This is a genomic window from Streptococcus alactolyticus (assembly GCF_042649785.1).
Taxonomy (GTDB): domain Bacteria; phylum Bacillota; class Bacilli; order Lactobacillales; family Streptococcaceae; genus Streptococcus; species Streptococcus alactolyticus.
Genome location: NZ_JBHRZX010000034.1, coordinates 1 through 21,214, shown reverse-complemented (window position 1 = coordinate 21,214; position 21,214 = coordinate 1). Strand labels below are relative to the sequence as shown.

24 protein-coding genes and 1 pseudogene are annotated in these 21,214 nt (G+C 38.8%); 1 reads left to right on the top strand and 24 read right to left on the bottom strand.

What is annotated here, in order from left to right; genetic code table 11:
* Positions 1-118: 118 nt before the first annotated feature.
* The 11 genes and pseudogenes from ACFORE_RS06995 to ACFORE_RS06950 form a co-directional block, all read right to left on the bottom strand.
* Positions 119-1,723, bottom strand: a complete 1,605-nt coding sequence (locus tag ACFORE_RS06995) for a CTP synthase (protein ID WP_154454814.1) — start codon at positions 1,721-1,723, stop codon at positions 119-121.
* 259 nt (positions 1,724-1,982) lie between these two features.
* A complete protein-coding gene (rpoE, locus tag ACFORE_RS06990) occupies positions 1,983-2,564 on the bottom strand; it encodes a DNA-directed RNA polymerase subunit delta (protein ID WP_154454813.1) in 582 nt (193 codons plus the stop codon).
* Between the two features lie 180 nt (positions 2,565-2,744).
* A complete protein-coding gene (gene tig, locus ACFORE_RS06985; protein WP_154454812.1) occupies positions 2,745-4,028 on the bottom strand; it encodes a trigger factor in 1,284 nt (427 codons plus the stop codon).
* Between the two features lie 279 nt (positions 4,029-4,307).
* A complete protein-coding gene (locus ACFORE_RS06980) occupies positions 4,308-4,700 on the bottom strand; it encodes a hypothetical protein (protein WP_235300391.1) in 393 nt (130 codons plus the stop codon).
* Between the two features lie 32 nt (positions 4,701-4,732).
* Positions 4,733-5,236 carry a glucose PTS transporter subunit EIIB gene (locus tag ACFORE_RS06975; RefSeq protein WP_235300389.1) on the bottom strand — a complete coding sequence of 168 codons (504 nt, stop codon included), beginning with the start codon at positions 5,234-5,236 and terminating at the stop codon, positions 4,733-4,735.
* Positions 5,236-5,559: a hypothetical protein gene (locus tag ACFORE_RS08690; protein WP_235300387.1), complete on the bottom strand. Its 324-nt coding sequence runs from the start codon at positions 5,557-5,559 to the stop codon at positions 5,236-5,238. The genes ACFORE_RS06975 and ACFORE_RS08690 overlap by 1 nt, the downstream gene beginning before the upstream one ends.
* 54 nt (positions 5,560-5,613) lie before the next feature.
* A pseudogene (locus ACFORE_RS06970) lies at positions 5,614-6,716 on the bottom strand (alpha-amylase family glycosyl hydrolase); the annotation flags it as partial.
* A 604-nt stretch (positions 6,717-7,320) separates the two neighbouring features.
* On the bottom strand, positions 7,321-7,530 hold the full coding sequence (locus tag ACFORE_RS06965; protein WP_168261414.1) for a hypothetical protein: 210 nt from the start codon (positions 7,528-7,530) through the stop codon (positions 7,321-7,323).
* A 13-nt stretch (positions 7,531-7,543) separates the two neighbouring features.
* Complete coding sequence (locus ACFORE_RS06960) at positions 7,544-7,849, bottom strand: SIS domain-containing protein (RefSeq protein WP_239472530.1); 306 nt, start codon at positions 7,847-7,849, stop codon at positions 7,544-7,546.
* Positions 7,850-7,920: 71 nt separating this feature from the next.
* Positions 7,921-8,169: a MurR/RpiR family transcriptional regulator gene (locus ACFORE_RS06955; RefSeq protein WP_264879716.1), complete on the bottom strand. Its 249-nt coding sequence runs from the start codon at positions 8,167-8,169 to the stop codon at positions 7,921-7,923.
* Entirely contained in the window at positions 8,163-8,327 is a 165-nt protein-coding gene (locus ACFORE_RS06950) for a hypothetical protein (RefSeq protein ID WP_154454811.1), read from the bottom strand. The genes ACFORE_RS06955 and ACFORE_RS06950 overlap by 7 nt, the downstream gene beginning before the upstream one ends.
* Positions 8,328-8,463: 136 nt before the next feature.
* Between ACFORE_RS06950 and ACFORE_RS06945 the strand changes: the two genes are divergently transcribed.
* Positions 8,464-9,306, top strand: a complete 843-nt coding sequence (locus tag ACFORE_RS06945; RefSeq protein WP_154454810.1) for a mechanosensitive ion channel family protein — start codon at positions 8,464-8,466, stop codon at positions 9,304-9,306.
* Positions 9,307-9,336: 30 nt separating this feature from the next.
* Here the strand turns inward: ACFORE_RS06945 and ACFORE_RS06940 are convergent, their stop codons facing one another.
* The 13 genes from ACFORE_RS06940 to ACFORE_RS06880 form a co-directional block, all read right to left on the bottom strand.
* Complete coding sequence (locus tag ACFORE_RS06940; RefSeq protein ID WP_154454809.1) at positions 9,337-9,906, bottom strand: TIGR01440 family protein; 570 nt, start codon at positions 9,904-9,906, stop codon at positions 9,337-9,339.
* A gap of 31 nt (positions 9,907-9,937) precedes the next feature.
* Positions 9,938-10,405: an ECF transporter S component gene (locus ACFORE_RS06935; protein WP_264879718.1), complete on the bottom strand. Its 468-nt coding sequence runs from the start codon at positions 10,403-10,405 to the stop codon at positions 9,938-9,940.
* A complete protein-coding gene (locus tag ACFORE_RS06930) occupies positions 10,392-11,159 on the bottom strand; it encodes a bifunctional hydroxymethylpyrimidine kinase/phosphomethylpyrimidine kinase (protein WP_154454807.1) in 768 nt (255 codons plus the stop codon). Before ACFORE_RS06930 ends, ACFORE_RS06935 begins: the two co-directional genes overlap by 14 nt.
* Entirely contained in the window at positions 11,149-11,898 is a 750-nt protein-coding gene (truA, locus tag ACFORE_RS06925) for a tRNA pseudouridine(38-40) synthase TruA (protein ID WP_264879719.1), read from the bottom strand. The genes ACFORE_RS06930 and truA overlap by 11 nt, the downstream gene beginning before the upstream one ends.
* 117 nt (positions 11,899-12,015) lie before the next feature.
* The gene (gene dnaJ / locus ACFORE_RS06920) at positions 12,016-13,158 is read right to left on the bottom strand and encodes a molecular chaperone DnaJ (RefSeq protein WP_154454805.1); all 1,143 of its coding nucleotides are present in this window, start codon (positions 13,156-13,158) and stop codon (positions 12,016-12,018) included.
* 320 nt (positions 13,159-13,478) lie between these two features.
* The gene (gene dnaK / locus ACFORE_RS06915) at positions 13,479-15,308 is read right to left on the bottom strand and encodes a molecular chaperone DnaK (protein ID WP_154454804.1); all 1,830 of its coding nucleotides are present in this window, start codon (positions 15,306-15,308) and stop codon (positions 13,479-13,481) included.
* A gap of 82 nt (positions 15,309-15,390) precedes the next feature.
* On the bottom strand, positions 15,391-15,930 hold the full coding sequence (gene grpE / locus ACFORE_RS06910; protein ID WP_168261421.1) for a nucleotide exchange factor GrpE: 540 nt from the start codon (positions 15,928-15,930) through the stop codon (positions 15,391-15,393).
* A 41-nt stretch (positions 15,931-15,971) separates the two neighbouring features.
* A complete protein-coding gene (gene hrcA, locus ACFORE_RS06905) occupies positions 15,972-17,006 on the bottom strand; it encodes a heat-inducible transcriptional repressor HrcA (RefSeq protein WP_154454803.1) in 1,035 nt (344 codons plus the stop codon).
* Positions 17,007-17,134: 128 nt separating this feature from the next.
* A complete protein-coding gene (locus ACFORE_RS06900) occupies positions 17,135-17,725 on the bottom strand; it encodes a glycoside hydrolase family 73 protein (protein WP_154454802.1) in 591 nt (196 codons plus the stop codon).
* Positions 17,722-18,468, bottom strand: coding sequence for a M15 family metallopeptidase (locus tag ACFORE_RS06895; RefSeq protein WP_154454801.1), 747 nt, complete (start codon positions 18,466-18,468; stop codon positions 17,722-17,724). Before ACFORE_RS06895 ends, ACFORE_RS06900 begins: the two co-directional genes overlap by 4 nt.
* Positions 18,452-19,156, bottom strand: coding sequence for a histidine phosphatase family protein (locus tag ACFORE_RS06890; protein ID WP_154454800.1), 705 nt, complete (start codon positions 19,154-19,156; stop codon positions 18,452-18,454). The genes ACFORE_RS06895 and ACFORE_RS06890 overlap by 17 nt, the downstream gene beginning before the upstream one ends.
* Before the next feature lie 174 nt (positions 19,157-19,330).
* A complete protein-coding gene (locus ACFORE_RS06885; protein ID WP_167829280.1) occupies positions 19,331-20,668 on the bottom strand; it encodes a PFL family protein in 1,338 nt (445 codons plus the stop codon).
* 11 nt (positions 20,669-20,679) lie between these two features.
* Positions 20,680-20,946 carry an ACT domain-containing protein gene (locus tag ACFORE_RS06880; RefSeq protein WP_154454799.1) on the bottom strand — a complete coding sequence of 89 codons (267 nt, stop codon included), beginning with the start codon at positions 20,944-20,946 and terminating at the stop codon, positions 20,680-20,682.
* Positions 20,947-21,214: the final 268 nt, after the last annotated feature.

The window sequence follows — 21,214 nt, the reverse complement described above, 5'->3', positions numbered from 1 at the left end:
CGGCTTACTCAAAGATAGCGAAACAATTTTTTTTGAGTAAAGCAAGGTGGCTAACTTCATTATAGAACTTTCATAAAAAAAGATTCTCTAAGCACTTGCTTGAAGAATCTTTGATTTATTATTTGCTATTTTCGATTGCCGCTGTCACAAAAGCAGTGTAGAGTTCTTCTGGACGGTTTGGACGGCTTTGAAGTTCTGGGTGGTATTGAGCAGCTACGAAGAATTTCTTCTCTGGCAATTCAACCACTTCCATCAAGCGGTTATCTGGTGACACACCTGAAAAGACAAAGCCAGCTTCTTCAAATTGGTCACGGAATTTCGTGTTGAATTCGTAACGGTGACGGTGACGGCGTTGCACCACTTCTTGGTTATTATAAGCTTGTGCTGCACGTGAACCTGGTTTCAATTTACATGGGTAAAGTCCTAGACGGAGTGTTCCACCCATGTCTTCAATATCGATTTGATCACGCATGATATCGATGATTGGGTATTTTGTATCAGGATCAAGTTCGGCTGAGTTAGCCCCTTCTAAATGCAAGACGTTACGGGCAAATTCCACACAAGTCAATTGCATACCAAGACAGATACCAAGCATTGGCACGTCATTTTCACGCGCATAGCGGATAGCTTCAATCTTACCTTCTGTACCACGTTGACCAAATCCACCAGGAACAATGATACCATCAACATCGCCAAGCATTTCTTCAGCATTTTTAGCTGTCAAATCATTGGCGTTAACCCATTTGAGGTCGATAGCTGTATCGTTGATGTAACCTGAGTGTTTAAGAGCTTCAACAACTGAAAGGTAAGCATCTGGCAATTCAACGTATTTCCCAACAAGGGCAATTCGTGTTGAGTTTTTAAGATTCATAATCTTATCAACCATTGCAGACCATTCTGACATATCCGCTTTTGGCACATCCAATTTCAAGTGGTCACATACGATTTGGTCCATGTTTTGAGCTTGCATATTGAGTGGAATTTGGTAAATATGATCCACATCAAGTGATTCAATAACAGCTTCTGGAGCCACGTCACAGAATTGAGCCAATTTGTTTTTAATGCCTTGCCCAGCTGGTTTTTCTGTACGGATAACCAACATATTTGGTTGAATCCCTAATCCACGCAACTCTTTTACAGAGTGTTGAGTTGGTTTGGTTTTCATTTCACCAGCTGCCTTCAAGTAAGGTAACAAGGTTGTGTGAATGTACATCACATTGTCAGAACCAACGTCTGCCTTCATTTGGCGCAATGCTTCAAGGAAAGGAAGGCTTTCAATATCACCAACAGTACCACCAACTTCAGTGATAATAACATCAGAATCTGTCGTAGCTGCAGCACGTTTAATTTTTTCTTTCAACGCGTCTGTGATATGTGGAATAACCTGAACAGTTGCTCCAAGGTATTCCCCTTTACGTTCTTTTCGAAGCACTTCGCTATAAATTTTACCAGTTGTAACATTCGAATACTTGTTAAGGTTAATATCAATAAAACGTTCGTAGTGACCAAGGTCAAGGTCTGTTTCAGCCCCATCATCAGTCACGTAAACTTCACCGTGTTGGTAAGGACTCATTGTCCCTGGGTCAATATTAATGTAAGGGTCAAATTTTTGGATGGTTACCTTAAGCCCGCGATTTTTCAATAAACGACCAAGACTTGCAGCGACAATACCTTTACCAATAGAAGACACCACACCACCAGTAACAAAAATATACTTCGTCATTAAAAAACTCCTTTAAAAATAAAATGATAAGTGCTTGAATAAAATCGCATCACTTATAATTAGCGTTTGGGTAGCCTTGTCGGAATGGGGTTCCAACGCACATAGACAACTATTTAAAAAAAACAAAAACAGCCCCCTAAAAGTTAGGGAGCTTTTACATGACCTCTCAAATCAAAAAGAGGTGCCCGATTAACATTATATGTTATCTTTGATAAATTGTCAAACGATAACCATAATGATCTGATTGTTTTCGAAAAACTTATTCTTCCTCGTCCAAATCATCATCGTCGTCATCGTCATCTTCTTCGTTGATGTCAACGTCTTCGTCTAATTCATCATCAGGGATGATTTCGTTGATTTCTGAATCGTAAGATTCCACTTCTGATTTTTCATCATCTGGATTTTCTTCGTCGTATTCCATATCAGCTAATTTTGGTGTGAAATCTTCATCTTCTGGATCATCGTCTGAGTAGTCAATAGCATTTTCATCACCATCCATGAAGGCATTGACGCGTTTTCTCTTGCGTTTTGGTTCTCCGTTTTCATCTTCTTCAAGAGTGATGATTTCTTCGTCAATCTCATCAATAGCATACCATGAACGAAGGCCCCATTTGTTATCCCCAAGTGGAATAAAACTACCATCCACATTTAATGCAGAATAAAAGTAAGGTAACGCTTCACGAATATCTGCGTCTGATTTTTCGAGGTAATTTTGAATCTCGTTCACAAGATCGCTGAAGTACATCTCATGATCACGGCCACGCTCTTCTAAAATAGCACGAGCTACTTCAACCATTGAGAGTTCATTTTTTTCTTGTCCAGCAAATACTTCTAATTCCAAGGTAATTCTCCTTATTTATTTTAGGATATGAGCCAGTAGCTACAAAAAACCTATTGTCTAAAATTTGTCACTCTTTATTTTACGCTAATTTTAGGTATTCGTCAAAAGATTTTTCAGCAAAAATAATAAAAAGTCAAGTAATACAAGATTACTTGACTTGAATGGTTCGTATCAGTAAGCTTATTTCACTTTAACTGAGCTTGTGATAACATCAACCGCTTTTTTCATTGCGATATCATGTTTAAGCATTTCAGGTGAAAGAAGGTGACGAACTTGTTCCACTTCCATGTTGTATTCTGAAGCCAAATCGTTGATTTCTTTTTCGATTTCTTCGTCGCTAGCTTCAAATCCTTCAGCTTTAGCGATTGCTTCAATAACAAGGTTTGTTTTAACGCGTTTGTCAGCGTCTGCTTCGTATTGTTTGTGAAGATCTTCTTCAGATGTACCTGTCAATTGGTAGTACATTTCTGGAGAGATACCTTGGCGTTGCATGTTGCCCATGAATTCGTTCATTGCACGGTGTACTTCGTCATGAACCATTTCTTCTGGCAATTCAACGATTTCTGCGTTTTCAACAGCCAATTCAATGGCAGCAGCTTCAACAGCGTCATCGTAAGCAATTTCTTTAGCTGATTCAAGTTCTTTACGGTATTTAGCTTTCAATTCGTCAAGTGTTTCCACTTCTTCGTCGATATCTTTAGCCAATTCATCGTCAAGAGCTGGTACTTCTTTTGCTTTTACTTCGTGGATAGTTGTCACGAATTTAGCGTCTTTACCAGCAAGGTCTTCAGCTTGGTAGTTTTCTGGGAATGTTACGTTAACTTCAACAGTTTCACCAGCTTTAGCACCAACTAATTGGTCTTCGAAACCTGGGATGAATTGACCTGAACCAAGTTCAAGTGAGAAGTTTTCGCCTTTACCACCGTCAAATTCAACACCGTCAACTGAACCAACGAAGTCGATAACAACAGTGTCACCAAGTTCTGCAGCGTCGTCTTTAACAACCAATTCAGCAAGGTTGTTGCGTTCGCGTTCTACTTTTTCATCTACTTCAGCATCAGTAACTTCTTTTGTAGCGTCAACTGAAACTTCAAGGTCTTTGTAAGCACCAAGTTTCACTTCTGGTTTTGTAACAACTTCTGCAGTCAAAGTCCATTCTTGACCTTTTTCCATTGATTTGATGTCAATTTTTGGTTGAGCAACAACGTCAAGGCTAAGTTCAGCAACAGCTGCTTCGTATGCTTCTGGAAGAATAGCGTTCAAAGCATCTTCGTAAAGAGCTTCTTCACCAAATTTTTGGTTGAATACGGCACGTGGCATGTGTCCTTTACGGAATCCAGGTGCGTTCAAATCTTTCTTAATTTTATTGAATGCTTTGTCAAGAGCTGGTTTGATTTTGTCTTGACCAATTGTGAATGTAATCACACCACGGTTAGTGGCTTTGTTTTCAAATGATACAGACATGAAGTCATTTCTCCTTAAAATTTTATATACAGTTTAGTTTATCATATTTTAGAGGCTTTTTAAAGTTTTTTGTATAAAATAGTGATGTTTTTACCATTCTAAAACCAGTAAAAAAGGTTCTAGATATACATTCAACAGTGCAAGCAAAAATACAACTATTGTCATCCATGTTTGGATTGGGATTCTACATAACTACCTAAAATGAATCTATAACATTTTAAATGCACCCTAGTATTCAGATATAAAACCTCATACTAGGATGCAGTTCTTTAAAAATAATTATTCGTCTTCCACTAAAATTTCATCTGGAATTGCAAGTAATTTTGTCAACGTGTAGCACACTACTACAGTAATAACTGAAACAGCAAAATAAACAAGTAACTGATAGCTATTATAAATGTACATTAGATATGACGGAACTACTGCTAAACCATACGAATTAGATTGAATACGAAAAATTGAAAGTATGGCTGCTCCAAGTCCAGAAGAAAAAAGCATAATATACAATGGCTTAAGATTATATCTTAAATGCAAACCAAACAAGACAGGTTCACTAACTCCGAATAATTGTGACATGAAAGCTCCCATTACTGTCTGTTTTACCTTAGCATTTTTAGCAGAACTATAGAAAGCTAAAGAAGAACCAAGATTAGCAAAACCTACATGGCACAAAGTGTAATCAGTTGGTTGAATTCTGTATTAGCTCATAAAGAGGTCTCAATAACAACATACATATGATGAAGTCCTGTAATAACAGCTAGTGGATAAGTAGCTCCTACAAAGAAACCACCTATTCCAAATGGTATGTTCATTACTGCTTGAGTAACAGCAATCAATATAGTCTCCAACCAATGAACTATAGGTACAACAATATCCCCTAGTGTTCTCATCAACGCTTTTATACCTTTTTCTTGAGACTTAACATACTCATCTTGCTGACTTTTATCTATAGTTGAAACATTCATTGCCTCCAACTCTTCAAATACTTTATTGACAATTCCTGTCCCTAAAATAATCTGATACTGACCGCTATTGAAAAATGTTCCTTTAACTTCATCAACTTTTTCAATAGCTTTTGTATCTATTTTATCCTTATCTTTAACAATTAAACGCAAGCGTGTGGCACAATGGATTGCTGATACAATATTATCAGGTCCAACTATTTCTAAAATCTCACTTGCTATATCATGGTATTTATTATTTGTCATCAGATTTTCTCCTTTATTAGTACCGCTCCATAAGTTTCCAATTGTAATTTATTATTAAAACTCTTTACTTGTCCGTTATCTAATAAAATTTCAATACGATTTTTAAACTTATCTAAAATCTTCACATCTTCAGAAAAGTTAATAACTATAAAATAAGAATTTTGACTATCGTATCTTCTGTAGATAAAAATATCTTCGTCCTTATCCTCAAGAAAATCAATTTTTCCAAACGTTAACGCTTCATGCATAGGACTTTTTTTGATTTGGATTAATTTTTGATAAAAATGCCAAAGACTTGATGAAGTTTTAACTTGACTTGCCACATTCCTAACTTGTTATCTCTCTGTAATATATATCCAAGGTTTAACGTTTGAAAAACCAACAAATTCAGATTCATCCCATTGCATAGGAGTCCGAGCATTGTCTCGACTACGATAATTTATAATATCCATCGCCTCCGCTGGAGTTAAGCCTTCTGAAATAGAGTAACGCAAGAGCTTTTTGAGCAGCAGAACTTGTTTGCTGAGACCCAAGATATTTACTTGGTGCTCTATTTTGATCATGATTTTCAATAAAAGGAGCTCCCCAGCCAACTTTTTGAATAGCTACCTGAGAGTCTTTTATTTTATTAAATAAATCCTTAGGCTTCCATTTAATAGGTTTAAACTACTCACTACCACTTGCTACATCCAAATCTGCAGCTTTAAAATCAAAGATCATTGAAAAGAATCCATCTTTTCCAATGAAGTCATCAAGTTGATCATATTCCACACCTGGTGCTTCTGCGATGGTAACTGCTTGATTTGACTTAAAGCATTTTTCTTGTAATTCAGACAAAAAAATTTCTATACTCGGTTGATTACGGCTAACTTTTGTACACTTAGCCAATCCATCTACTCCATCTGGTTCAATAGATTGGAATTTAAGATCTTTTTTAATAAATGTAATCGCATCAACTCTAAATCCCGAAATTTCTAAGTCCAACCACCAGTTAATCATTGTATAGATTTCATTTCTTAACTCAGGGAGTTTTTCCCCAGACATTTCCTCCAAAAATCGAACACCAATTTGTTGGAGGAGTAGGAGACTCTTTAAAAATATAGTAATTTCTATATTTTGAATTTTTGTCTCTTAATGCTTTCTGAAACCAGATATGTTCATCTGAGGTATGATTAACTACTAAATCTAAAATAATTTTTATGTCTCGCTTTTTAGCTTCATGTAATAAATCCTTAAAATCATCGATTGTTCCAAACTCTGGAGCAATAGTATAATAATCTGAGATATCATATCCATTATCTGCCATAGGAGATTGGTAAATTGGACTTATCCAAATGGAGGTTATTCCTAGATCTGCTAAATAATCCAAGCGCGAAATAATTCCTTGTATATCTCCAACTCCGTCACTATTACTATCTTGAAAACTCCATGGGTAAATTTGATAAATAACTTCAGATTGCCACCAGTTTCTACTATTCATTCTTTCACCTCAATGTTTTGTTTCCGTTTACATTTTTTATTATAGATATAAAAAAAACTACTAGGCAACCGTTCCTAGCAGTTTTATAAATATGCTCTCCTTTTAAACTTTTTTACTAAAAATGTAAAATTGTCCATTATTCTAATTGTAGTTTCAAATAAAGCATTTCAAGCGCCAAAATAGAAGGTGTAATAAGCATTTGTGAATATCTAAAATCGGAATGGCGACTATCATCCACAGTCGGAATCAACATATGTTCATTTGAAATAACGGGTATATACCGTACATCACTTAGTAAAACTGTATACACACTGCTCATTTGATGACTGTCATGTAAAATAATCGGATAATCTATGTTACTATCAATAGACAAGAAAAACAAAATATTATTTCTTATCTCATCAAAAGTAGCACTTAAAGATTTTGTATTTGGTAAAATAAAAATCGGCTTATTAATGGGAACAAAATTCGTTGAAACTCTTTTGCTAACCTCAACTCCAATTCACTATAGGCGAATATATATTTCTTTGCTTTCAAACAACTTATCTTTTAATTGTGAGATTTCATATCTATCAATATATTCTACAATATCATGATAAGTTCTTCAAACCAAATCACGATTAGCAATTTTGTTATCAGAAACTTCCTTCAAGATTGCTTTTAGTTCACCAAAACCAGTTAAACCTAATTTTTGACAGAATCTAAAGGCAGTTGTTGTTGAAACATGAGTATGAGCCGCTACACTCGAAATTGTGATATTAGTACTAGCAGAAGAAGTTAAATAATCATAAATCTGCCAATCAATTGGTGTCATTTTTAGTTTTTTTCTATGAACTATTTCGCTTAGTGTCACCCTTTTGACTCCTTTCTAACTCATCTACATATTCTAAGAATAATTGTTCAATAATAAAATAAAAAGTAGTACTTACTTCATAAGTTAACCTAGTAGGAGTTTTTATTGATTCTGTTGGTACGTAAAGACAATAATCAGATAATTGGGCCATCGTATTTCTTGAAGTACAAGTAAAAACTACTCTTGTTATTCCTCTTATTTGACTATCTATTAATAAATTTACTCCTTCTGCGGATTCACCCTTATAAGATAACAAAATCAATAAATCTTTTTTTGTCATATTATCCTTCAGGTAATCGTATTCACCCTTATCAAAAAAACGATAACCTTTTTTTCTACAGAGGTAAATAGCTATCTAAGCATTTCAACTTCAAGCTTCTGTTCATTGCCTGTACCATATAGGTAAAGTGTATTGGTTTTTATCAATAATTTAATAACCGAAGTTAAATTTAATTTTTCAAAAATTTGATCAATATAAGTGTGATAATTTTGTACAACTTTAGTAAAGCTTGATTCCTTCTTAAACGCTTTTGGAGAACTATCTTTTTGAAGAATGTACTTCAATTCTGCAAAACTCTCAAGATTTAATTTTTTTAACAATCGAAAAATACTTGAACGTGAAACAAAAAAGCATCTGCTAATCTTTGACTAGTCAACTCCTTAGGAGGTGTCTCTAATTGCTGCAAATAAGCAACTATTTTTTTCTCTTGAAGATTGAGATCCTCATAATGAGCATTTACTAGTGAAATAAAATCCATCTATGACTCCAAGTTTCTAATTAATTTCTTATTCTTATTTTAAACTAAAGTTTAAAAAATCTCCACTTAATAAAAAACCTTATCCTTATTTATCTATAGCTTGCCTCTTCTACTATTTTTTACTAAACTAAATAGTATGAAAATTATTAACGATTACATTGAACAACTTCATGTTGAGCAAGTGGCTTTTAATGTGATTTCTAAGGTCGTTTCGCTGCTCATTATTTTGCTTTTGTTTCTTATTGCCAAGCGAGTGGCTGAATTTATTTTTGAGCATGCCATCAAAAAATCCATTAGCTTGTCGCATCAGACAGAGGCTCGGCAAAAGACCATCATCAAGCTACTTCAAAATATCATGAATTACACCTTGTATTTTATGCTCATTTATTGTGTGCTTTATGTATTAGGCATTCCAATTTACAGCCTTCTTGCTGGGGCTGGGCTTGCTGGGGTTGCTATTGGACTTGGAGCTCAAGGTTTTTTGACCGACGTGGTCAATGGATTCTTCATTTTACTTGAAAATCAATTTGAAGTGGGGGACTCTGTGGTGTTGGATTCTGTGGAGGGAACTATTGCCAGCGTGGGTATCCGCACCACTCAAGTTCGTGGTTTTGATGGTACCTTGAATTTCATTCCCAACCGCAATATCACTGTCGTGTCAAACAAATCTCGCGGCAATATGCGTGTGCAAATTGACATTCCCATTTATGCGCATAGTGATTTGGAAGGTATTTCAACAATTATCAAGCAAGTCAACGCTGAAGAGCTTGCCAATTATCCTGCCATTGTTGGACAACCGAGCATTTTAGGACCACGAACCAATACGGCTTCGCAGCTCGTCTTTCGTGTGAATATCATCGTTCAAAACGGCACTCAAGAGGAAATTTACACTCAATTTTATAGCCTTTACCAAGAAGCGCTTTTGGAGCATGGCATTGCCTTGCCAACCATGTACACTAACCCTGTCAAAAGCAAATAAACCAGTACGTCTGTACTGGTTTTTGTGTTATCAGATTAAACTCTTACGAATAGGGTCAGGCGTGTAGGTCGCACGATTGCCACCAATTAATTTTGGACGGCTAGCAAGGGCCGTAACGTGCGCTTTCCCCAATTCACGACTCACTGGAATCAAAGGAACTTGGACGCGTTTGACGTGCATACCAATAAAAGTATCGCCAATATCCAAGCCAGCATGAGCCACGACTTCTTCAACTTCCACAGGGTCTGACATCAATTTGAAGGCTGCCACTTGACCGCTGCCACCTGCGTGCAGGTTAGGAATGACATTAACGATTTCCAAATCTTTTGCCTCTACCACTTCTCTTTCTACCACCAAAGCACGGTTTAAATGTTCGCAGCCTTGAACAGCCAAGTGAATGCCACGTTTTCCCAGTTCTTCCAATAGCACTGACACAACCACTTCGCCAACCTCAGCGCTGCTATTCTTGCCAATGTTACCTCCGATAACTTCGCTTGATGATAAGCCAAGGACAAAAAGCTGTCCTTTTTTAATAGCAGAGCGTTCAATGACATCAACAACAATCGCACGCGTTTGTGTTTCTAATTCCTTTAAATCCATGCTAACCTTCTTCCTTTGTTTTCTTTAGCTATTAGCGCTTTTCGATGCGTGAATAAGCGAGGTAAATCAAGTAACCAACCAGCATTCCAAAGCAGTTTTGCAAGAGATTGCCCAAAATACCAGCCAAAGCTGCACCCAGACCATAGCCCAGTAGCAAAGCCGCGATAAAATACCAACCAACCATTGACACACTCGCCAAAATCAACCCCAAAGGTCGCTTTTTCCCGCTCCAACCAGCAAAGTAACCTTGGGCACCGTGGGCAATCAGACTGTGAATCATGTACTGAGGATACCCCAGCAGTAAATCAATCAAAAAGCCTGACAAGCCACCCACAACCGCACCAGCTCTTGATCCAAGGTAAAACGCCGTGAAATAAATACCAGCATCTAACAGGGTCAAATAACCTGTTGGTGTCGGAATATGGATATAGGCTAAAACCACGCTCAAAGCCGTCAAAACCGCCATCAAGGCAATATCACGTGTATTAGTTCTTCTCATAATTCTGCTTTACTCCGTATTGGTCTGAATGGCGAATAGCTTGATAGACAAAATCTTTTGACAGTTTCACCGCCTCTTTTGGTGAATGCCCAAGCACCAATTGACTGGCAATGCTTGAGGCAAACGTACAACCCGCACCGATATTGTTATTGTCAAGGACGCGTGATTCCAAAACAGTCCAATCTTCACCGTCATAAAAGACATCAATCGCCTTGTCTTGACTCAAACGATTGCCACCCTTAACCACCACATATTTTGCGCCTAACTGGTGCAATTGTTTGGCAGCTGCCTTCATATCGTCCAAGGTTTTGATTGATTTTTGGGTCAATAGCTCCGCTTCTACCAAGTTTGGTGTGATAATGGTCACGTAAGGGAAGAATTTCAACAACTCATCACGCAGAGCTGACACTTCCACATCATGTTTTTCCTTACAAACCAAAACAGGGTCCAACACGATAGGAATCTCTTGATGCGTTTTAACAAAATCCAGTGCCAAATCAGCAATTGTCACATTGGGCAACAAGCCTAATTTGATACCTGAAAACGGCACATCTTTTAGGCTATTGAGCTGGTGAGAAAAGACGGTTTCATCGGTTGCAAAAACGTCAAAACCTTTTTCTGTCAATGCTGTCAAACACGTCACAGCCAAAAAGCCGTGGAGCTTATTGGTCGTGTAGGTTGCCAAATCAGCATAAAGCCCACCGCCACTGAAAATATCGTTTCCTGAAATAGCCAAAATATAATTATTCGTCATAAATAATCTCCTTCAAATAAAGCCCATTGCCTGCTGCCGTTGGTCCTGCCAAATCACGATTTTTCGACTCCAAAACCGTCTGAATTTGACTGACTGGCATCCGACCGTTACCGATTTTCAACAAGGTTCCCACCATGTTACGCACTTGTTTGTACAAAAAGCCATTGCCGCTAAACGTAAAGACATAAAAACCTGTCTTTTCATCAATGTCAACTGTCGCTCGTGTAATCGTACGCACCTTATTTTCCACCGATGTTCCAGAAGCGGTAAAACCCGTAAAATCGTGCGTTCCCACCAAATCCTTAATAGCCTCTTGCATAGCAGCCAAATCCAACGGATAAGCGTAATGCGTAGCGTAATGCCGCATCATCGGATTTTTAGGACGTCCCGCATCCACTAAAAATTCGTAGGTTTTGCTATGCTTGTTGTAGCGAGCATGAAAGTCATCGCTAACTTGTTCGACACGCACCACATCCATATCCTCTGGCGATTGCGTATCCAAACCAAATCGCAATTTTTCCACATCACGCGCTTGCGGCAAATCAAAATGCACAACTTGCCCATAAGCATGCACACCCGAATCTGTCCGCCCAGCACCGTGTACCTTAACAGGTTGACCACTATTTAGCTTTTGCAAGGTTTTTTCTAACTCTTCTTGAACCGAACGCTCACTTGTCTGACGCTGAAAACCAGCAAAGAGCCTCCCATCATAAGAAATTGTTGCTTTATATCTAACCATGACTGTATTTTATCATCTTAGCAAAAGACTTTCCAGAAAATTTAGACCAATCTGTCCCCATACAGATGAAGTGCCACAAAAAAGAAGCTAGACCTCTTGGTCTAACCTCTTTCTATCTTATTCCCCTTCGAAAAAATCTTTGGCTTTATCGAACAAACCTTTTTTCTTAAGAGTGACTGGCTTGTCACCACCAGCCTTAGCAAAATCTTTCAATGCTGCAACTTGGGCAGGGTTGAGTTTTGTTGGGGTTACAATATTAACGGTAACGTGTTGGTCACCTTGACCACCACCACGCAATTTAGGAGCCCCTTTACCTCTTAGACGGAAAGTCTTACCTGTTTGTGTTCCTGCTGGAATTGTCAATTCAACCTTACCATGTACAGTTGGTACTTCAACCGTATCACCAAGAGCTGCTTGAACAAAACTAATGTTCATGCTGTAATAGATGGTTGAGCCGTCACGTTCAAATTCCTTGCTTGGTAAGACTTTAATGATGACAAAGAGGTCACCATAAGGTCCACCGTTAAAGCCAGCTTCCCCTTGACCTTGCAAGCGGATTTGTTGACCTGTTTCAACCCCTGCTGGGATTTTAACAGATACTTTGTGGCTTTTCTTTTCATGACCACTACCATGACAAGTGGGACATGGGTCTTTGATTTCTTTACCAGTACCGTGGCAGACATCACAAGTGACTTGACGACGCATCATACCAAGTGGGGTTTGTGTATCGACGTTAATGACACCTTGACCATGACAACGGCTACATGTTACAGGGCTAGTACCTGGCTTAGCTCCTGTACCAGAGCAGGTTTCACACGTTGCTTCACGGTTGTAAGACACTTCTTTTTCAACACCAAAGACAGCTTCTTCAAAAGTCAAGTCTACACGGTATTGCAAGTCATCCCCCTGACGAGGTGCATTTGGATTACGTGTTGCACCACCGCCACCGAAGAAACTTGAAAAGATGTCTTCAAAGCCGCCAAATCCAGCTCCACCGTTAAAGCCATCAAAGCCACCGGTACCACCACCGAAGCCACCGTTGGCTCCAGCAGCACCGTATTGGTCGTAAGCAGCACGTTTTTGTTCGTCACCTAAGGTTTCATAGGCTTCTTGAACTTCTTTGTACTTTTCTTCTGCACCAGGTTCTTTATTTATATCTGGGTGATATTTTTTCGACATTTTGCGATAAGCTTTTTTAATCTCATCTTGCGAAGCGTCCTTTGAAACACCCAAACGATCGTAAAATTCTGTATTATTCATAATTAAGATACAAAGGGCGTTAAGCGGACAAAGTCAAATAGAAGATGCGACAAGAAATATTGACGTCCTCGAAAAATCTATCTATCTGACACAGTCCGTAGCCCGTGCTCATTTCTGAGCACTTTCCTTTCTTCATCATTAAAAAGATTGGTCAACATAATGCTACTACTTATCCAAAAACAGAGGTTGATGTTTTGCAACCTCTGGATTCTTTATAACTTATCAAGAAACAAAGTCGATTAACTTCATTCAGTCAGTAAGTCATCTGCAAATAGCTAGGGCCGTTTCGTAAAACGGAACCCTAACGTTTCTTGGATGAATTATTTTTCAGTAAATTCGCCGTCAACAACGTCATCACCATTGTCTGATGAGTCAGTTGATTGAGCACCTTCAGCACCTGCTTGAGCTTGTTGTGCGGCAGCAGCTTGTTCGTACATTTTCACTGCAAGGGCTTGAGCTTTTTCATTAAGAACTTCAAGTTTAGCTTTCATATCTTCAAGATTGTTAGCTTCTTGAGCAGCTTTCAATTCATCAAGAGCAGATTGAGCAGCATCACGTTCTGTATCAAAGCCTTTGCCTTCAGTTTCTTTGATTGTTTTTTCTGTTGCAAAGATAGCTTGATCAACTTCGTTACGAAGGTCAACTTCTTCTTTACGTTTAGCATCAGCTTCTGCGTTAGCTTCTGCATCTTTCATCATTTTTTCAATTTCTTCATCAGTCAAACCTGAGTTAGATTGGATAACGATGTGTTGTTCTTTTTGAGTACCAAGGTCTTTAGCTTTAACAGATACGATACCGTTTTTATCGATATCAAATGTTACTTCGATTTGAGGGATACCACGAGGTGCAGCTGGGATATCAGTCAATTGGAAACGACCAAGAGTTTTGTTATCAGCAGCCATTGGGCGTTCACCTTGAAGAACGTGGATATCTACGGCTGGTTGGTTATCTGCTGCAGTTGAGAAGACTTGTGATTTAGATGTTGGGATAGTTGTGTTACGGTCAATAAGTTTTGTGAAGACACCACCCATTGTTTCGATACCAAGTGACAATGGTGTAACATCAAGAAGGACAACGTCTTTCACATCACCAGTAATCACACCACCTTGGATAGCAGCACCCATGGCAACAACTTCATCAGGGTTAACAGATTTGTTTGGTTCTTTACCAGTTTCTGCTTTAACAGCTTCTACAACGGCAGGAATACGTGTTGAACCACCGACAAGGATAACTTCGTCAATGTCAGACATTGAGAGACCAGCATCTTGAAGAGCTTGACGAACTGGTGTTTTTGTACGGTCAACAAGATCACGAGTCAAATCATCAAATTTCGCACGTGTAAGGCTTGTTTCCAAGTGAAGAGGTCCAGCAGCACCTGCAGTGATGAATGGAAGTGAAATTTGTGTTTGTGTCACACCTGAAAGGTCTTTCTTAGCTTTTTCAGCAGCATCTTTCAAACGTTGAAGAGCCATTTTATCTTGGCTAAGATCTACACCATGTTCGTTTTTGAAGTCAGCAACTAACCAATCAATGATTTTTTGGTCAAAGTCGTCCCCACCAAGTTTGTTATCACCTGCTGTTGCCAATACATCAAAGACACCATCACCAAGTTCAAGGATTGACACGTCGAATGTACCACCACCAAGGTCAAATACTAAGATTTTTTCATCTTTATCTGTTTTATCAAGACCATAAGCAAGGGCAGCAGCTGTTGGTTCGTTAACGATACGTTCGACTTCCAAACCAGCGATTTTTCCAGCGTCTTTTGTTGCTTGACGTTGTGCGTCGTTGAAGTAAGCAGGAACAGTGATAACAGCTTTTGTTACTTTTTCACCAAGGTAATCTTCAGCATAACCTTTAAGGTATTGAAGAATCATAGCTGAAATTTCTTGTGGTGTGTATTCTTTACCATTAGCAGATACTTTTTCAGAAGTACCCATTTTAGATTTGATTGAAATAATAGTATCAGGGTTTGTTACTGCTTGACGTTTTGCAGCATCACCAACGATGATTTCACCATTTTTGAATGATACAACTGAAGGTGTTGTACGGTTACCTTCTGGGTTTGCAATGATTTTTGCTTCAGTTCCTTCAAGAACTGCGACAGCTGAGTTTGTAGTACCTAAGTCAATACCAATAATTTTAGACATAATCTTTACCTCTATTTTTTAAATCGTTTTTTACATTTTTTATTGCTAGTTCACAATCAAACAAACTAACCTTTTGTTTTCATTAGTTATAGACGACAACCATTGCTGGACGAAGCAAGCGGTCGTGTAATTTATAGCCTTTTTGAAGGACTTCTGCGATGCTATCCACAGGATGGTCATCATCAGCAGGCAAGGTTTGAACAGCCATGTGCAAGTTATGGTCGAAGTTATCCACAACCACTTCTTCAACACCCTCTTCTTTAAGGGCTTGAATCAAGCTATTGCGAGTCATTTCAAGACCTTTTTTAACGTCATCTGTCAAGCCTTCAACCGCAAGGGCACGTTCCAAATTATCCAAACTTGGCAAAATACCTTTGGCTAAATCTTGTGATCGATACTTTTGCAATTGTTGACGTTCTTCATTTGCACGACGCTGGATATTTTGCATTTCAGCATGAGCACGAAGGTATTTGTTTTCCAAATCTTCCGCACGCTCTAAAGCTTTTTGCAATGCTTCGTTTTGAGCATCCTCTGGTGTCTGCTCGGTTTCTTTTTCTTCAGTCACAACATCAGTGGCTTCAACTTCTTTTTGAAGTTCTTCGTTTTTCTTTTCTTCAGACACTGTGTCCCTCCCTTATCTTTTTATCACATTCATTACCAAATTTAGTTGACCTCGTAGTGATTACTATTTAAATAACGGTAATAATCACCAAGCTTCATCGCCAAGACACGCCCGATAACATTGATCAAGCTAACACTTCGGCGATAATCCATATCGATGGGTCCAATCAAGCTAAGCAGACCAAATCCACGATAAGGAATCAAAAAGCGATGGGTCCAGACAGTTACATTAGACAAGGCAGCTTCTTCACTATCTGCCACCTGAACCGATGCAACCTCACCTTCTTTCATCGAAGACCTTAATGCTAAGGCAACCTGTTGCTTGTCATCAAGGAAACGATAGGTTTCTAAGCTAGCATAGTCTAACGAATGAACCTTACCAGCCACAAAGACCAATTCCTTAAACAAATCCGCAAAAATATAATCAAACAAATTCAATACATTATCCGTTACAGTGAAATACTTTTGCAAAATTTGAGGAATCTCAGTCCGCAACTTGTAATGGATATCCATCACCGTGCGTCCTAATAACCGTTCATTGACAATATCTTTTAAGGTCGCCAAATCCTTCAACATAAAGTTTTTTGGAATCGCAAATTGTATGGTCGCAGGTTTACATTCATCCAAAGTTAAAACAGCTAAAGCATCGTGATTTGACAACTGAATGATATCAAAAGCTGTCAGTTTTTGGCAAGCAGGTTCAACATCCAAAATAACGGAAGTGTAACCCGACATATCCGATAAAATCTGACTTGCCTTATGCAAAATATCATCCAATTTAAATGGTTCAAAGTCAAACGCTTTGATGACTTGATAAATGTCACGCTCATCAATACTATCTAGATTCAAGGAATGTTCTACAAAGTATTTGAATCCAGCAGCACTGGGCATGCGTCCACTAGAGGTGTGCGCCTTTTCAAGTAAGCCCAATTTTTCTAACTTGGCCATATCGTTTCGAATAGTCGCGCTACTCGAATCAATGCTTGCTTGCAAAGTCTTAGAGCCGATGGGTTCATGTGTCTGCGTAAACAATTCGACAATGACATTCAAGATGTCATTTTGACGTTGTGTAATCATCTCATGCCTCCCTTCGTCTTTTAGCACTAACACCTGTTAACTGCTAACCATGATTTTATTATACTCTTTTCTTCGGGACTGTCAAGAGAAAAACTCAAAAAATTAGCACTCTTTTTTTAGAGTGCTAATCAGGCATCGTATTTCGTTAAATCGTAAGTTTCGATAATCTTTATTAGTTTTGTGGCATAATCAGGGTCGCTACTAAATCCAATGTCTTGCAAGGCTTGAGCAGGCTTTTTATAACCTTTATTAGATACCAAAATATCATAAGCACTTTGGCTATCGTGCAATTTGCCTGATTGCAATAAGTCACAATAATCATAAATGGCATCTGTCCAAGATTTGTAAACCACAAAGCGTCCTTCTTTGGTTTGCCATTTGTTTAAAAAATAAGTCTGATAGGTTAATTTAACCGATTTTTGACCAGATTGAGCCTTGATGGCAAATAAATTATGGTATTTGACAGCTAATAAATTGCTGCCATAATCAGATTCTAGAGCTGCTTGTGCTAGGATAATTGACGGGGAAACCCCATAAGATTTAGCCACTTTTTGAACCGTAGGAGCAATTTCCTCAAAAAAAGCTTTTTGATTGTAAGAAACCGCCATTTTTTCTGAGGAACTTGGCACCGAGCGATTGAGATAAAGCGGGGTAACCACCCCGACTAAAAAAACGGCAATAAAGAGCAAAAACTGTTTGAAAGAAAATCTCGAACTCATTGATTATTCTCCTTCAACAAAGCAATGTATTCTTCCAAAGTCAAGTTGTGCTCAGTAATGTATTTGGCTGATTCAGGTCCGACATAGCGGAAATGCCAGTCCTCGTAATCAACACCAGTCGAGTCACTCTTACCTTCAGGAAAACGCAAAATAAAGCCATATTTAGGAGCAATTTCTTGGATTTTTGCTACCACATTAGGGTCACTCTCATTTAAAGAATCCACTGTACTCATGTCAATGGCGAGCCCCGTTTGGTGCTCGCTCGCTCCTGCTGGTTGAGAATACGTTTTAACCACTTCTTCAGCTTCTGCTTGAGTGAGATTTGGATTGGCTGCCATTTCTTGTGCTACATAACTGTTAAATAAAGATTCTTGATAGGCAACACTGCGGTAGCCAGAAATCAAGTGTTCACTAGGGTCAATCGTCTGAGCTTCAGCCAAAAAGCCTTGAACCGCGTCAGCAATCCGAGAATCTACATAAATATTGCCAATTTGCGTGACATCGGGATTCATTTCTTCCTTGGTATTGTCGCGATTGACCAAAACCAACTCCCAAGAATCACTGGAAACTTTTGGCAATTCAGACGTCTGCTCCTTAGAGGATGCTTCTGTTTGAGCTGTTGGCGCTTCATTCGAGGCCGTCTGAATCTTATCATCTCTAACCAACAGAAAAACCGTTAGCAAAAAGCCAATAATTAAGGCCAATACTAAACTAATTATTAATACACTACGCTTTTTTCTCATTTTCTCTTTCTTCTAATAGCTGTTTACCGCGTAAACGATAACTCATATCACCAATTGATTCGATTGTGAATTTGCCATCGGCATAATCCACAACAGAAACACTACCATTATCTAAACCAAGTCCTCTTGGCGTTGAATGGTCAATTAACCATAAAAAAGTACTAATGGTCATGCCGTGACTCACGACAATAGCATTGACACCACCAGTAGCCTCCATTTGTTCAGCAATTTCTGTGAAACCTGCCAAAATACGAGTGCTCAACACTTCCCAAGTTTCAGCCCATCCTGCCGTATCTACTTGACGAATGGCTTCGACCATTTCTTGATAAGTGAGTTTTGACATATCCTTATCCACAATTCGTGGCAAAACCCCGTGGAAAAGTTCCCCATCATAGCCACCGTCCAAGCTACCAAAACACCACTCACGAATGCGTTTATCACGCGTATAAGGAATCGCTTCTTGCTGACATTCTCGCAAAATAATCTCCATAGTTTGCAAGGTCCGTCCACTATCGCTCGAAAAAGCAGCCTTAAACTGGATACCCGAATCTTTCAGACCCAAGCCGAGTTCTTCAATACCACGTTCCCCTTCAGGCGTTAGCGGACTATCACTCCAACCTTGTGCACGACCAATTGTGTTAAACATCGTTTTTCCATGACGAATAATATACAATTTTGTTGCGACCATAATGCTTCCTCCTAGATTGATTCACCTAAAAACTAAAACTCGTATCCGCTTGCATTGTACCTCTTCATTATAGCACATTTTTCAAGCGCTACGACATACTGATGTGGTGAGTGCAAAGATTTTAAAAAGAAAAAACCTAGAGGCAGCTGTAGCAACCCTAGGTCGTGTATGCAATTAGTTTTTAAAGCTATGAACAGGTGCTGGAATCTGCCCCCCACGCTTGATAAAGTCAGCAGAAGAGTTACTATTGACACGCATAACAGGTGCCGTTCCCAGTAAACCACCAAATTCAATCATGTCGCCTTCTTTTCCTTTTGGAATAATACGGACAGCCGTTGTTTTTTGGTTGATAACACCAATAGCCGCTTCATCCGCAATCATAGCCGCAATGGTTTCATGTGGCGTATCCTCAGGAATAGCAATCATGTCCAATCCAACAGAACAGATAGCCGTCATTGCTTCTAATTTTTCCAAATTCAGCGAACCATTTTGTACCGCAGTAATCATTCCCTCGTCTTCAGAAACAGGGATAAAAGCACCTGACAAACCACCAACTTGGTTACAAGCCATGATACCACCTTTTTTCACTTGGTCATTCAACAAAGCAAGAGCCGCTGTTGTCCCATGTGTTCCCACAGCTTCCAAGCCCATTTCTTCAAGGACACGAGCAACAGAATCCCCGATAGCAGGTGTTGGCGCCAAAGATAGGTCAACAATCCCAAATTTAACCCCCAAACGCTCACTGGCCATTTGCCCAACCAATTGACCAATACGAGTGATTTTGAAAGCCGTCTTTTTAACCGTTTCTGCAACCACATCGAAGCTTTCACCACGCACTTTTTCAAGAGCACGTTTCACCACACCAGGTCCAGAAATGCCGACATTGATAACAACATCTGCTTCACCAACACCGTGGAAGGCACCCGCCATGAAAGGATTATCCTCCACAGCATTTGCAAAAACAACCAATTTCGCCGCACCTAAGTCTGACAATTCAGCCGTTTCTTTGATAACACGACCCATATCAGCCACCGCTGTCATGTTAATACCTGACTTCGTTGATCCAATATTGACCGAAGAGCACACCTTAGACGTTTCCGCAAGCGCACGAGGAATAGAATTGATCAAGATTTCATCACCTTTTTGGTAACCTTTTTGAACCAAGGCAGAAAATCCACCAATAAAATCAATTCCAATATCATTAACAGCTTTATCCAAAGCATGAGCCAAAGGCAAGTAATCCGTCGCATCTGTCGCTGCCCCAATAATAGAAATCGGCGTCACAGAAACTCGCTTATTCACAATTGGAATACCCAATTCAGCTGCAATCTCATCTCCAACTTGGACCAGCGAGCCCGCTTTTTCCACAACCTTCTTATAAATCTTATCAGCTGCCTTGTTAATGTCAGAATCAATACAATCAAGAAGAGAAATCCCCATGGTAATCGTACGAACATCAAAGTTCTGCTCTTCAATCATCGCAATCGTTTCAGTGACTTGTTTAATATCCACGCTTTCTCTCCTTAAATGTTGTGCATCGCATCAAAAATCGCTTCGCTTTGAATGTTAATTTTAACGTTCAAAGATTCCCCATAAGCCTCAAATTCAGCACGCAATTGCGTAAAATCTTGCTGCTCGTCAGATGAAACAATAGCCATCATGGTAAAAAATTCGTCCAAAACTGTTTGCGAAATATCATCAATATTCAAACCTAATTCAGCAATTTTTGCTGACACAGCAGCAACAATCCCTTTTTTATCCTTACCAACAACCGTAATAATCGCTTTCATAAGTTCCTCCAAAATATGATTTGATTAATTTTACCATAATTTTCAGAAAAATACCATGCTAGATTTAAAAGAAACCCTAAAAAACGAATTATTTTTGATATTAAAAGATAAATCATTCACTTTTTTCTATTCCTTAAAGTCCAGAAAGAAAGGTTCAATGCTTCTAAGAAAAGCACTCTTGCCTTTAAAGCGTTCCCCACGCATCACACGATCCAATTTTGACACACCTTCTGCCCCAAAAGTTTGACGCAAAGCTGTTAAACTATCT

Bases quoted from the DNA above. Each gene is read 5' to 3' on its own strand.
- ACFORE_RS06995 (WP_154454814.1), bottom strand. From the start codon at position 1,723: ATGACGAAGTATATTTTTGTTACTGGTGGTGTGGTGTCTTCTATTGGT.
- tig (WP_154454812.1), bottom strand. From the start codon at position 4,028: ATGTCTGTATCATTTGAAAACAAAGCCACTAACCGTGGTGTGATTACA.
- ACFORE_RS06975 (WP_235300389.1), bottom strand. From the start codon at position 5,236: ATGACAAATAATAAATACCATGATATAGCAAGTGAGATTTTAGAAATA.
- ACFORE_RS06965 (WP_168261414.1), bottom strand. From the start codon at position 7,530: ATGACACCAATTGATTGGCAGATTTATGATTATTTAACTTCTTCTGCT.
- ACFORE_RS06960 (WP_239472530.1), bottom strand. From the start codon at position 7,849: ATGACAAAAAAAGATTTATTGATTTTGTTATCTTATAAGGGTGAATCC.
- ACFORE_RS06950 (WP_154454811.1), bottom strand. From the start codon at position 8,327: ATGGATTTTATTTCACTAGTAAATGCTCATTATGAGGATCTCAATCTT.
- ACFORE_RS06945 (WP_154454810.1), top strand. From the start codon at position 8,464: ATGAAAATTATTAACGATTACATTGAACAACTTCATGTTGAGCAAGTG.
- ACFORE_RS06940 (WP_154454809.1), bottom strand. From the start codon at position 9,906: ATGGATTTAAAGGAATTAGAAACACAAACGCGTGCGATTGTTGTTGAT.
- ACFORE_RS06935 (WP_264879718.1), bottom strand. From the start codon at position 10,405: ATGAGAAGAACTAATACACGTGATATTGCCTTGATGGCGGTTTTGACG.
- ACFORE_RS06930 (WP_154454807.1), bottom strand. From the start codon at position 11,159: ATGACGAATAATTATATTTTGGCTATTTCAGGAAACGATATTTTCAGT.
- truA (WP_264879719.1), bottom strand. From the start codon at position 11,898: ATGGTTAGATATAAAGCAACAATTTCTTATGATGGGAGGCTCTTTGCT.
- dnaJ (WP_154454805.1), bottom strand. From the start codon at position 13,158: ATGAATAATACAGAATTTTACGATCGTTTGGGTGTTTCAAAGGACGCT.
- dnaK (WP_154454804.1), bottom strand. From the start codon at position 15,308: ATGTCTAAAATTATTGGTATTGACTTAGGTACTACAAACTCAGCTGTC.
- hrcA (WP_154454803.1), bottom strand. From the start codon at position 17,006: ATGATTACACAACGTCAAAATGACATCTTGAATGTCATTGTCGAATTG.
- ACFORE_RS06900 (WP_154454802.1), bottom strand. From the start codon at position 17,725: ATGAGTTCGAGATTTTCTTTCAAACAGTTTTTGCTCTTTATTGCCGTT.
- ACFORE_RS06895 (WP_154454801.1), bottom strand. From the start codon at position 18,468: ATGAGAAAAAAGCGTAGTGTATTAATAATTAGTTTAGTATTGGCCTTA.
- ACFORE_RS06890 (WP_154454800.1), bottom strand. From the start codon at position 19,156: ATGGTCGCAACAAAATTGTATATTATTCGTCATGGAAAAACGATGTTT.
- ACFORE_RS06880 (WP_154454799.1), bottom strand. From the start codon at position 20,946: ATGAAAGCGATTATTACGGTTGTTGGTAAGGATAAAAAAGGGATTGTT.